The organism is Dactylosporangium sp. NPDC049525 (assembly GCF_040676755.1).
Classification (GTDB): Bacteria; Actinomycetota; Actinomycetes; order Mycobacteriales; family Micromonosporaceae; genus Dactylosporangium.
The window spans coordinates 14,390-26,271 of sequence record NZ_JBFAPO010000065.1 but is presented as its reverse complement, the minus strand read 5'-3'; the positions used below and the strand labels follow the sequence as shown (position 1 = coordinate 26,271).

General features: G+C 73.3%; 8 protein-coding genes. 6 read left to right on the top strand and 2 right to left on the bottom strand.

The features are described from left to right. The first annotated feature begins 113 nt into the window (after positions 1–113). From AB0K00_RS48860 to AB0K00_RS48840, 5 genes are all read left to right on the top strand, one after another. Positions 114–1,385: a glycosyltransferase family 4 protein gene (locus tag AB0K00_RS48860; RefSeq protein WP_363537203.1), complete on the top strand. Its 1,272-nt coding sequence runs from the start codon at positions 114–116 to the stop codon at positions 1,383–1,385. Between the two features lie 130 nt (positions 1,386–1,515). Beyond that, on the top strand, positions 1,516–3,168 hold the full coding sequence (locus tag AB0K00_RS48855; RefSeq protein ID WP_363537099.1) for a serine/threonine-protein kinase: 1,653 nt from the start codon (positions 1,516–1,518) through the stop codon (positions 3,166–3,168). Beyond that, positions 3,161–3,997, top strand: a complete 837-nt coding sequence (locus AB0K00_RS48850) for a patatin-like phospholipase family protein (protein ID WP_363537096.1) — start codon at positions 3,161–3,163, stop codon at positions 3,995–3,997. The genes AB0K00_RS48855 and AB0K00_RS48850 overlap by 8 nt, the downstream gene beginning before the upstream one ends. After that, a complete protein-coding gene (locus tag AB0K00_RS48845) occupies positions 3,997–4,989 on the top strand; it encodes a 1-acyl-sn-glycerol-3-phosphate acyltransferase (protein ID WP_363537093.1) in 993 nt (330 codons plus the stop codon). Before AB0K00_RS48850 ends, AB0K00_RS48845 begins: the two co-directional genes overlap by 1 nt. A 63-nt stretch (positions 4,990–5,052) precedes the next feature. Further along, positions 5,053–5,946, top strand: coding sequence for a Gfo/Idh/MocA family oxidoreductase (locus tag AB0K00_RS48840; protein WP_363537090.1), 894 nt, complete (start codon positions 5,053–5,055; stop codon positions 5,944–5,946). A gap of 91 nt (positions 5,947–6,037) precedes the next feature. On the opposite strand, the gene AB0K00_RS48835 is transcribed toward AB0K00_RS48840, so the two are convergent. Continuing rightward, positions 6,038–9,928 carry a hypothetical protein gene (locus AB0K00_RS48835; RefSeq protein WP_363537087.1) on the bottom strand — a complete coding sequence of 1,297 codons (3,891 nt, stop codon included), beginning with the start codon at positions 9,926–9,928 and terminating at the stop codon, positions 6,038–6,040. Positions 9,929–10,074: 146 nt separating this feature from the next. On the opposite strand from AB0K00_RS48835, the gene AB0K00_RS48830 reads away from it, so the two are divergent. Continuing rightward, on the top strand, positions 10,075–10,338 hold the full coding sequence (locus AB0K00_RS48830; protein ID WP_363537084.1) for a hypothetical protein: 264 nt from the start codon (positions 10,075–10,077) through the stop codon (positions 10,336–10,338). Here the strand turns inward: AB0K00_RS48830 and AB0K00_RS48825 are convergent, their stop codons facing one another. Beyond that, a complete protein-coding gene (locus AB0K00_RS48825; protein ID WP_363537200.1) occupies positions 10,339–10,971 on the bottom strand; it encodes a response regulator transcription factor in 633 nt (210 codons plus the stop codon). It lies immediately after the preceding gene. Positions 10,972–11,882: the final 911 nt, after the last annotated feature.

Below are 11,882 nucleotides of genomic sequence, written 5' to 3'. Positions count from 1 at the left end.
GATTTGCGTGTGTCAGCGTTGGCGCGCGTGGGTACCTGGGCGGGCGTTTTGATCGAAAACTCAACTGTGGGGGCGGCCACGTGGACCAGACCATCGGCAAAGCGGCGACACCGATGCGGATCCTGATGCTGTCGTGGGAGTACCCACCCGTCGTGGTCGGCGGGCTGGGCAGGCACGTGCATGCCCTCGCCACGTCACTGGTGACGGCGGGCCACGAGGTCACCGTCGTGACCCGGCACGCACCCGGCGCTCCCCTGGAGGAGTACTCCGAGGGCGTCCGCATCGTCCGTGCGGCAGAGGACCCGCCGCTGTTCCCCTTGGCGACCTCCACGCTGCTGGCGTGGACGATGGCCTTCAACCACACCCTGACCCGGGCCGCCCTGCGCGCCGCGGCCACCGGCGAGTATGACCTCATCCACGCCCACGACTGGCTCGTCACGCACACCGCCGTGACCCTCAAGGAGTGCCTCGACCTGCCGCTGGTCGCGACCATCCACGCCACCGAGGCGGGCCGGCACCAGGGCTGGCTGCCCGACGAGATGAACAAGTGCATCCACTCCGTCGAATGGTGGCTCGGGCACGAGGCCTGCCGGGTGGTGGTCTGCTCCGAGTACATGCGCTGGGAGGTGACCCGGCTGCTCGACCTCGCACCGGCCCGCGTCTCCGTCGTCGCCAACGGCGTCGACTCCAGCGTCTGGAAGGCCCCGTCCCGAGCCGTCAACGCCGCCCGCGCCAGGTTCGCCGCCGACGGCCCCCTCCTCGGGTATGCCGGCCGCCTGGTGTACGAGAAGGGCGTGCAGGACCTGATCGCCGCCCTGCCGGAGCTGCGCGCCAGGCACAACGGCCTGCGGGTCGTCATCGCCGGTGACGGGCCGCACCGGGCCGAACTCCAGGAGGACGTGCGGCGGCTGCGGCTGCAACGGGCTGTCAGCTTCGCCGGCTTCATGGGTGAGGGCGAGCTGCCGGCGCTCATGGCGGCCACCGACGCCCTGGTGGTGCCGAGCATCTACGAGCCGTTCGGCATGGTCGCCCTCGAAGGCGCCTCCGCGGGTGCGCCCCTCGCGGTCGCCGCCACCGGCGGCCTCGCCGAGATCGTCGAGCCCGGTGAGACCGGTGTCACGTTCCCGGCGAAGAGCCCCGATGCGCTCGCCGCATCCGTCGGCACCCTCCTGGAGGATGAGCCGTTCGCCCGGCGGGTCGCGAAGAAGGCCCGCACGATGGTCGGCCGCAAGTACGGCTGGTCCACCATCGCGGCCAACACCGCCGACGTCTACCGCACGGCCATCACCGAGGCCCCCGGCTTCGCCGCGAAGCAGGCCGCTTCGGTCCTTGAGCACGGCCGGCCGCAGATTGTCGTGCCGGACGGCAACCTTCTGACAATATAAGTCCGATCTTTGAGTGGCCCCGGCGGGAAGTTTGCCGGGGCTGTTCGCATTTGGGGTCTCGCATCCCGACGGGATCGCGATTAGGGTCTCTGGGGGTACAGCGACCGGAATCGATCAGGACGGCGACTGGGTGAGCGGGACGGCTGACGAGGTCCTCGGCAACAGATACCGGCTCATCGCACCCGTCGGCACCGGTGGCATGGCGGTCGTGTGGCGGGCCCAGGATCTCGTGCTCGACCGGGACGTCGCGATCAAGCTCCTCGCCGAGGAACTCGCCAACAAACCCGGCAACCGGGAGCGCATCCGGGCCGAGGCGCAGGTCGTCGCCCGGCTCCAGCACCCCAACATCACCGCCGTGCACGACTACGGCGAGGCCGGTGACGCCTTCACCGTGGGCCGCCACGGCCGCCGCCCGTATGTCGTGATGGAGCTCCTCGAAGGCGAGCTGTTATCCAACCGGCTGCGCGGCGGGCCGATGTCGTGGCGCCGCGCGACCCAGATCTGCGCCCAGGTCGCCGCCGGTCTCGCCGCCGCACACGAACGCCACGTCGTGCACCGCGACATCAAACCCAGCAACATCATGCTCACCGCCGCCGGCGCGAAGATCCTCGACTTCGGCGTCGCCGGGCTCACCGGCTCGTTCGACCCCGACGACGAGGACGGCACCGTCTTCGGTACCCCCGCCTATCTGGCACCCGAGCGGCTCCTCGGCGGCGGCGTCATCCCCGCGACCGACGTGTACACCGTCGGCCTGCTCGTCTACCGGTGCCTCACCGACCGGCTGCCGTGGCACGCGGACACGCCGACCCAGATGATCGCCAACCACGTGTACGAGCCCCCGCACCCGCTGCCGGAGATCTCCGGGCTGCCGCCGGAGATCGGCCGGCTCGTCGCCCGCTGCCTCGCCAAGGACCCCGAGAACCGGCCGGCCGCCGTCGAGGTCGCCCGGGTCCTCGCCGCCGCCACCGGCATCCACGTCGTCCTACCTGGGGAGGACGGCTCCTCCACCCAGGAGGTGCACGTCCCCGCCGCGGTCGGGGCGCGCCACCGCCAGCCGGTCGAGCCGACGTTCGGCCGCGAGGTGACCGAACCGCGCAGCCGGCGGGCCGCCAGGCGCCGCAGCCGCCGCGCCCTCGCCGCCTCGATCGTCGCCGTGGTCCTCGCCGTCGGCGCGGGCGCGCTGGCCATGTGGAGGCCCTGGGCGCCCAGAGCCGGCTGCAGCGTCGACTACTTCAGCCGGCCCGAGCCGGCCGAAGGCGTGGACCGGGGCTTCGCCTCGCGGATCGTCATCGCCAACACCGGCAACCGCCCCGCCGAGCCGTGGCTGCTGCAGTTCCTGCTCCCTGGCGGGCAGGAGATCACCCAGATCGCGGGCGGCATCGCCACCTGGTCGCGGACCGGCGGCGGCGTCGAGATGACCGGTGCCTACGCCCTGCCACCTGACAAGGCGCTCACCGTCGGCATGAACGGTGCCGGCGGGGTCATGCCCATGCCGACCGACTTCACGGTCAACGGCGTCGCCTGCGACACCCGCTGGGGCGAAGGCAGGCGCGGAGCCGTCCTTCCGCCGATGACGGACCTGGTCAACCCGCCCGACGACAAGGACCGCCCGAAGTCGAGCACACCGCCGGACTTCCCGGAAGGTCCCCCGCCGGGCGGCGGCCCGGGCGGATTCGACGGCCAGCCACCGCCACCCGGCCAGGGCGGCGGCCCGCCGCCGACCTACCGCCCGACGACTTCTGCGTCGCCGTCTTTGTCGCGCTACGTTCAGAACCGTGCATGAACGGTTTCCCGGCCCCGTCGGGTTCGTCTTCGGCGGCGGCGGCGTCCTCGGCGCGGTCGAGGTCGGCATGGCCAGGGCCCTGCTGCACGCCGGGATCCGCCCCGACCTCGTCGTCGGCACGTCGATCGGCGCGTTCAACGGCGCGGCCGTCGCCGCCTCCCCGGACGAGCGGGTCGCCGAGCGCCTGATCGAACTGTGGGTCTCCCCGGAGGCCCGCACCGTCTACGGTGACTCCCTGCCGCGGCAGCTGGGGCGCTTCGCCCGCCGGACCCACCTGCACTCCCCGGCGCCGCTGCGGCGGCTGCTGACCCGCGAGCTCGGCGCCGACACCACCTTCGACGACCTGCCGGTGCCGTTCCAGTGCTGCGCGGCCAGCATCGAACGCGCCGCGGAGCACTGGTTCGACAAGGGACCCCTCGTCGAGGCCGTCCTGGCAAGCTCGGCCGTGCCCGGGTTGCTGCCACCCGTACACCTCGGGGATGAGCACTTCATCGACGGCGGGATCGTCAATTCCGTGCCCGTCGGCCGCGCCGTCACCCTCGGCGCGAAGACCGTCTTCGTCATGCAGGTCGGCCGGATCGAACGCCCGCTGCGCCCGCCGCGCCGGCCGTGGGAGGTCGCGCAGGTCGCGTTCGAGGTCGCCCGCCGGCACCGCTTCGCCCGGGAGCTGTCCGAGGCGCCGCCCGAGGTCACGGTCCACGTCCTACCCACCGGCGGCGGCACCGCACGCGACGACTCACCGCTGTCCTACCGCAACATGACTCTTGCCCGGGCCCGCATCGGCCGCGCGTATGACGCCTCCTGCGCCTACCTGGAAGCCGCTGTGTGATGCCACCCCGCTGGCTGCGCCGCGTCGTCCTCGCCCCGATCTACCTCGGGGTCATCCTCGCGGTGCTCGCCACGATGCCGGTCTGGCTGCTCATCGCCGCCGCCGTCGCACCGTTCGGCTCCGGACGGCTGCGCGCGCTGCGGGTCACCTGGATGCTCGCCGTCTACCTGCTGCTCGAAGCCGTCGCGCTGATCGTCCTGTTCGGGCTCTGGGTCGGCAGCGGGTTCGGGTGGAAGTTGCGAGGGCCGCGGCTGCAACGGATCCACTACGTGCTCACCGGCCGGTTCCTGCGGGTGTTGTACGGGCAGGCCCGCTGGGCGCTGGGCGTGAAGGTGGCGGTGGTCGGCACCGATCCCGACGTCGCTGCGCCGGGCCGGCCGGAGCTGGTGTTCTGCCGCCATGCCGGCCCGGGCGACTCGTTTCTGCTCATCCACGCGCTGGTCAACTGGTTCGACCGGGAGCCGCGGATCGTCCTCAAGGACACCCTGCAATGGGACCCCGTCATCGACGTCATGCTCAACCGGCTGCCCAACCAGTTCCTCACCGCCGGCGGCGGCGACCCGTCGCACGTCGCCCGCCTCGCGACCGGCCTCGACGACAACGACGTCCTCGTGCTCTTCCCGGAGGGCGGCAACTTCACCCCCACCCGACGCGAGCGCGCCATCCAGCGGCTGCGCGACCTCGGCCTGCACGCGATGGCCGAACGCGCCGCCCGGATGCGGCACGTCCTGGCGCCCCGCCCCGGCGGGACCCTCGCCGCGCTCGACGCCGCACCCGAGGCCGGGGTCATCTGGGTCGCGCACACCGGCCTCGACAAGCTGCTCACCGTCGCGGACCTGTGGCGGCACCTCCCGCTCGACCTCACCATCACGATGCGCTGGTGGTCCGTGGACGCAGCCGACGTACCGGCTGGTCACGAACAGCGGGTCGACTGGCTGTACGACTGGTGGGCGCGCATCGACGCGTGGATCGACCAGCACGGCCCGTCCTGACCGTTCCGGGCCCTTTTCGGGGGCTCCTGCGGCCGTGGCCGACGGTTCGTGGAGAATGGCCGGATGCGATTCGGGGTGCTGGGCACGGGACACTGGGCTGCGACGACTCAGGCGGTGGCCCTGGCGGCGCACCCCGACGCCACGCTCGTCGGCGTCTGGGGCCGCTCCCCGGCGAAGACCGCGGAGTTCGCCGACACCTTCAAGATCACGGCGTTCGACGACGTGGACGCGCTGTTCGACGCGGTCGACGCGGTCGCGATCGCGCTCCCGCCGGAGATCCAGGCCGGCCTCGCCGTGCGGGCCGCCCGAGCCGGCAAGCACCTCCTGCTCGACAAGCCCCTCGCGCTGACCGTCGAGTCCGCGGGCGCCGTCGTCGACGCGGTCACCGACACCGGGGTCGCGTCCGTGGTCTTCTTCACCAACCGGTTCATCCCGGCCGTCGACACCTTCCTGCGCGACAACGCCGCCCTCGGCGGCTGGTATGCGGCGCACGCCACCATGTACGCCTCGATCTTCCAGCCCGGCAACCCCTATGCGGGCTCGACCTGGCGCAAGGAGCACGGCGGCCTGTGGGACCTCGGCCCGCACGCCCTGTCGGTGGTCCTGCCGCTGCTCGGCCCGGTCGTCGACCTCAGCGCCGCCGACGGCCCCCACGACACCGTGCACCTCCTCCTGCGGCACGACAGCGGGGCGGCGAGCACGCTGTCGCTGACCCTCGACGCAGCGCCCGACGCGACGTCGTTCGGGTTCGCCTACTTCGGCGAGCACGGCGCGACGACGCTGCCCGACTGGGGCGGCGACACCCCCGTCGAAGCGTTCGGCCACGCGGTGACCGCGCTGATCGGGGCGGCGGGCGGCGTGTCGCACCCGTGCGACGTGCGGTACGCGGCCTCCATCACCGGGATCCTGAGCGCGGCGGACCAGGCCCGCCGCACCCAGACGATCGTCGTCGTCTGACACGTCCTGCCGGCGGGGTTGGCGCTGTCTGCCGGGGGTTGGCGCTGTCCTGTTTTTGCAGCGTCTCATCGCATGCGGGCTTTGCGGTGCCTCATCGCATGCGGGTGACCGCTGCCCGGAGGCGCCGGACGTCGCGGATGCGTCGTTCGTAGGTGGTGGCCAGGGCCACCAGCACCAGGCCCGCCACGGCGAGGGGTGCCCACCTCGGCAGCAGGTCCCAGTACACGGCGATCTCGTGCAACGCGATGACCGTCAGGACCGACCCGCCGACGATGGCCGGGGCCTGTAGCCGCAGGACCGCCCCCGCGATCACGACGGCAAGCGCACCGAGGCCGAGCAGCAGCCGCCGGACCGGCTCGCCCTCGCTCACCAGCACCGAGGCGAGGCTCGGCCCGAACGAGGCGAACAGCGCCGGACCGTACGCGACCCAGCTGCTGAGCCGCTCCTGCCCGGCGGCCCGCCCGCGGGCGGCGTACCAGCCGACGGCGGCGGCGATCGCACCCGCCGGCAGCGTATACGCCTCCAGCAGGGCGACCTCGTTGGACGCGAGCACCAGCCAGTACGCCACCAGCTGCGCCGCGCCCGCCGCGCCGGCGAACGCGACCCTGGGACCACCGGTGAGCGCCCGCAGTCCGAGCACGAGCCCCCAGAGGCTGCTGATCCCGGCCATCGCGGCCAGGTCCCCGCTGGTGAGCAGGAACGCCACCACGGCGGTGGCGTGCGCGACCACCTCGAGCACCAGCGCCTCACCCGGCGCCGCGCCACGCTGCACGGCGCTTGCAACCGGCCGGAGCCGGCGGATGACGACTGCGGTCGCGAGGACCACGGCGGCGGCGAGCAGCACCCAGTAGCCGGTCCACCGCAGCGGCAGCTCCGCCGCCCGGGCCGCGGTGAACGTCAGCCAGCCGGCGCTGAGCGCCCCCACCAGCCAGCCGAGGATCCTCGCCGGCGCGGTCCGCCCGGCGACACCCACGACCGCGGCGGTCACCAGGACCGCGGCGAGCGCGGACAGCGTCGCGGGTTTCGTCGCGAGGCAGCCCGCGAACCCGGCCCCGGCGGTGAACCAGCACGTGAACGCCCCCACGTTGACCCGCAGGGCACGCGCCTCGGGCCGGACCAGCGCCGCAGCGAGGGCCGTGACCAGCCCACCGGCGAGCGTCACGGCCGGCACGGTGGGCCACGGCGCCTCGGCGGCCAGGCAGCCGAGCACCACGGCCAGGGTCGCGGGCGCTCCCGCGAGGGTCCACACCGCGGTCCGGGTGCGCCGGCCGACCAGCACGGCCAGCACGGCGAGGAGCCCGAGGGCCACGGCGGCCGGTCCCGGCCCGAACGCCTGCGCCTCGCCGGCCCACCAGCGTCCGGTCGGGTCGAGCCCCACCCCGTCCGGTGCGCCCTGCCAGACGGCGCCGAGCCAGCGGTACGGCCGCAGCAACGCCTCGAACACCGCCGGCCCGACCGCCAGCAGCGCGACGATCGCGGGGATGACGGCGGGCAGCACCGCCGGCACAAGCCATGCGGGCGCGGGTCCTTCGGAAGGAGGAGCGCCGTCGCCGGTCCCTGGCCGCCGGGCGGCGTCGGCCACGAACCAGGTCGACAGCACGGCCGCGGCCGCGAACACCCCGAACGGCAGGTGACCGCCGTCCGACGTGGACAACCCGACCGCGGTCAGGGTCGCGCCCAGCCCGGCAACAGTCACCCCGAACACCCCGGGGGTGCCGAACCTGGCCCGCGCGACGACGACCAGCACCGTCGCGAGCGCCAGCCCGGCCGCCGCACCGAACATCGGCGCCGGCACCGACAGCGTGCCACCGGACCCGGCGAGCCGGACCGCCGCCGCGACGAGCAGTGGCATCCCGGCGAGCCCGACGGCGACGGCCGGCGCCGCGAGCCGTTCGGTGCCGCCCAGCAGGGCGATCAGCACGCACACGGCCACCAGTCCGGCCATGGTGAGCAGCGTTGCCAGCGGTGTGTCCAGCCCGACGAACACCATGTGCACGGCCACGACCGGCAGCCCCATCGCCGCCCACCATCCAGCCGGCGGGCTCACCCACGCCTGCTGCGGGGCGAAGCCCAGTTGCCCCGCACCGACCGGTCGTCCCGCGACTCCCGGGCCTGCACTGACCGGTTGTCCAGCGGCACCTGGTTGCTCTGCGCTGGTTGGTTGTTCTGCGCCGGAGGGGTGGGCCCACGTGGTGTTCGCAGGACCCGGGCCCGGCTCGGCGGGGCCGGTCGGCGCTGCGCTGGTTGGCGCCGAGCCGTCGGGACCTGCGGCCGGTTCACCTGGGCCGGTCGGCGCCGGGCCGGCGGCGTCCGTGGGCGGCTGGCCCTTGCCGGCCGCCGCCGGAACGGTCGCCGGGGCGGGGGCGGTCGCGTGACGGGCGGACCAGTGCAGCGCGGCGACGGCAAGACCGGCGAGGACGGCGAAGTCCAGGACGGACACCACCGGCAGCGGAGCGTCGAACGCGCCCGGGACGGCGAACGCGATCAGCACCACCGCCGGCCACACCACCCAACGGGACCGGCTCAGGACGAGAAACGCCGCCGCGACCGGCAGCAGGGCCACTGGCACCTGCCAGGAGAACACCGACTCCAGGGTGGACACCGGGCCATGCCATGCGGGCAGGGCACGGTCGACGGCGGAGCCGGCGGCGAACAGGGCGGCGTAGGCGTACGGAACGGCGGCCGTCCCGGCGACGACGAACGCGCCGACCCGGGCACCGGCGCGGACCCGCTCCGGCAGCACCACGACGGCGAGCGCGATCAGCACCGGCACGCAGGCGAACGCGACAACCTGATGGTCCGGCACGAGCTCCGCGAGGATCCGCACCGCGACGAGCGCGACGATGCCGACCGCGATCCCGGCGCCGACATGCGCCGTGACCCGGTGCATGAGACTTGCGGCGACGATGACCGCGGCCAGCGACAGCATCGCGGCGCCGGCGCCGAGGACACCGGCCACGCCGTCCACCGTGGACAGCGCGACGAGCCCCAGCGGTCCGGCGACGACGACCGCGAGACCGGCGCCGACCCAGGCGGCCTTCTCCACCGCTCGGGCGAGCAGCAGGTCGAGCGCCGCCACCGCGACGAACGTGAGCGTCCAGCCCGTGGCCCCGAACGACCGCTCGGCGGCGAGCAACGGCAGCGCCGGCTGAGCCGCGAGGATGGCCGCGAAGCGGGGACCCCGCAAGCCGGTTGCAACGGCGTACCCACCGGCGACGACGGCGGTAACCACGAGGACCAACCCCGCGTAGGTTCTCGGCCGGGTCGTGTCGGCGAGCCCGGCAAGGTTGACGTACCAGGCGGCGTAACCGTCCAGCAGCACGAGGAGCAACCCCAGCGCGGCGAACGTCTCCGCCGTGGACCGCAGCCCCCGCGCGAGCGCGACCGGCGGCACCGCGAGGGTGATCAGCGTGACCGTCGCCAGGATCGCGGCCCGCCCCAGCACCCCGAAGCTCGCCCAGGCGACCGCCGTGAACACGATCGCCGCGCTGCCGAGCAGCAGGCCACCGAGGATGAACAGCAGGTTCTGCACCGTCCGGGGACTTGCCTCGGGCTGCCCGACGGGCACGGGAGCCGGCCCCTGAACACCCGGCCCACCGGCGACCAACCCACCGGCACCCGGCGCGGGCACCGGTCCAGCGGGCAACTGCTGGGGTGCGGGCACCGGTCGTACCGGCGCCGGGGTTGCACCTTCCGTCTTGGCCAGGGCCCGCTTCGCCGCCTGCACCGTCTGGCTCACCCGCGCCGCAAGCAAGTTGCGCTGCGCGCGCACGGCGTTCAGCCGCTGGACCGCGGCGTCATACCTACGGCGTGCCTCGTCGAGCTCAGCGCGGGCCGCCTCGACCTCGACGAGCAGCTCGTCGGCACGCGCGCCGAGCCGCACCACCTCCGCGGCATCCGGGAACGGCGCGCGACCGCAGGCGGAGCACCCGGCCTCCAGGTCGGCCTGGCCGCCGCAGAACGGGCACGGGTACGTCGTCATGCCGCTCAGGATGACCCCGCAAGCCTGTTGCAGGTATCGGGTGCCCTACTCATCCTCGTCTGAGTAGTGGGATCTTCCCTGTCGCGCGAGTGACGCGGCATGCTGGCGGGATGCGGTTGCTCACCGAGGCTGAATACAAAGCGACGATGGAGCCCGAACCGATACAGATCGGTCCGGACGACGAGCCGCCGTTCGACTTCTGGCCCTACTTCGACGCGATCCCCGAGGCACACCTCGGCGGCCATGACTTCAGCGAGGGCAGCGTCAACTACGCCTGGCAGATGCCCCTTGGCAAACTGCAACACGTCCTCGTGAACTGTGAGACCCCGAACGTCTTCCTTGTCCTCGTCCTCGACCTGCGCACCGAGACCGTCCTCGGCCACTACCTGCTCGACATCTACGGCGTGTGACTACTCGTCCAGACCCCGCTCGATCGCATACCGCACCAGGTCGACGCGGCTGTGCAGCTGCAACTTGCCCAACGTGTTCTGCACATGGTTCTGCACCGTGCGGTGCGACAACACCAGCCGCTCGGCGATCTCCTTGTACGTGACACCCTTCGCGACCAGCCGCAGCACCTCGGTCTCCCGCTCGGTCAGCCGCGGCGCGTCCGGGTCCTCGGCGCGCGTCACCGTCGCCAACCGGCGAAACTCCCCGAGCACCAGCCCCGCCAACCCGGGCGTGAACACGGCGTCACCCTCGGCCGTGCGCTGCACCGCCGTGAGGAACTCTTCCCGAGCCGCCGACTTCACCAGGTACCCGGTCGCCCCGGCCTTGACCGCGTCGAGCACGTCCTGCTGCTCGCCGCTCGCCGACAGCATCAGGATCCGCACCTCGGGACAGGACGCGAGCAACCCCTGGATGACCTCGACCCCGGACCGGTCGGGCAGCTGCAGGTCGAGCACCACCACGTCGGGCCGCACCGACCCCGCGATCCGGACCGCCTGCGCCCCCTCCCCAACCGCGGCGACGACCTCGTAACCAGCCTCCGCCAGATCCCGGGCGACACCCTCACGCCACATCGGATGGTCATCGACCACCATGACCCGAAGCCGTCCCGCTGCGTCCACACCAGCACCCTATAGGTCCGTTTCCCCACCGGCTGCCCGTGCTCGCCCGTCCGCCGGTGGGTGCGTCGTAGTCGTCGTGCAGCGGGCTGCGCTGCGCGATCGGCAGCGAGTCCGTCAGCACCCCCGACGTATGCCGGGGAGTGGGCTCGTCGAACGCGGGCTGCTCCCGGGTCGGCTCCTCATAGGCGGCGGCCGGGTCGGTCGCCTTGCGCAACGACGGCCGCGCGTAGTCCGAGTCGGCCCGTTCCTCGGCGAGCAGGTCGTTCCGCGGCGCCCGTTCGTGCGGCGGTGCGTCGTCCTCTTTGGTGCCTTCCGTGGCGGGTGCGATCCCGGGTGATCACGCGGCGGCGAGGCGACCGCTGGGCATGCCGGCGAAGGGGGCCGCTGAGGTTGTGCGCGATGGTCGAGTGCGGTTGCGGTGAGCGGGGTCGGCGGGGGTCAGACGGTTCGGCCGTGCCCGCTCGTATGCTGGCGCGCTGTCGTCCTTGTTGGTGCCTTCTGTGGCGGGGCGCGGCGCCGGGCGGGCACGCGGCGGCGAGGCAATCGCCGGGCACGCCGACGAGCATGCCGGGGAGGAAGCCGTCGAGGTTGTGCGTGATGGTGCGGTGCAGTGCGGGGAGCGTGGGTCAGCGGGGGGTCAGGTGGTTCGGCGGTGCCCGCTTGTACGCCTTGTACGCCGGCGTGTCGTGGTCCTCGTTGGTGCCTTCTGTGGCGGGGCGCGGCGCCGGGCGGGTACGCGGCGGCGAGGCGATCGCCGGGCGCGCCGACGAGCATGCCGGGGAAGGAGCCGTCGAGGTTGTGCGTGATGGTGCGGTGCAGTGCGGGGAGCGTGGGTCAGCGGGGGGTCAGGTGGTTCGGCGGTGCCCGCTTGTACGCCTTGTACG

Bases quoted from the DNA above. Each gene is read 5' to 3' on its own strand.
- AB0K00_RS48840 (WP_363537090.1), top strand. From the start codon at position 5,053: ATGCGATTCGGGGTGCTGGGCACGGGACACTGGGCTGCGACGACTCAG.
- AB0K00_RS48845 (WP_363537093.1), top strand. From the start codon at position 3,997: ATGCCACCCCGCTGGCTGCGCCGCGTCGTCCTCGCCCCGATCTACCTC.
- AB0K00_RS48830 (WP_363537084.1), top strand. From the start codon at position 10,075: ATGGAGCCCGAACCGATACAGATCGGTCCGGACGACGAGCCGCCGTTC.
- AB0K00_RS48835 (WP_363537087.1), bottom strand. From the start codon at position 9,928: ATGACGACGTACCCGTGCCCGTTCTGCGGCGGCCAGGCCGACCTGGAG.
- AB0K00_RS48860 (WP_363537203.1), top strand. From the start codon at position 114: ATGCGGATCCTGATGCTGTCGTGGGAGTACCCACCCGTCGTGGTCGGC.
- AB0K00_RS48825 (WP_363537200.1), bottom strand. From the start codon at position 10,971: ATGGTGGTCGATGACCATCCGATGTGGCGTGAGGGTGTCGCCCGGGAT.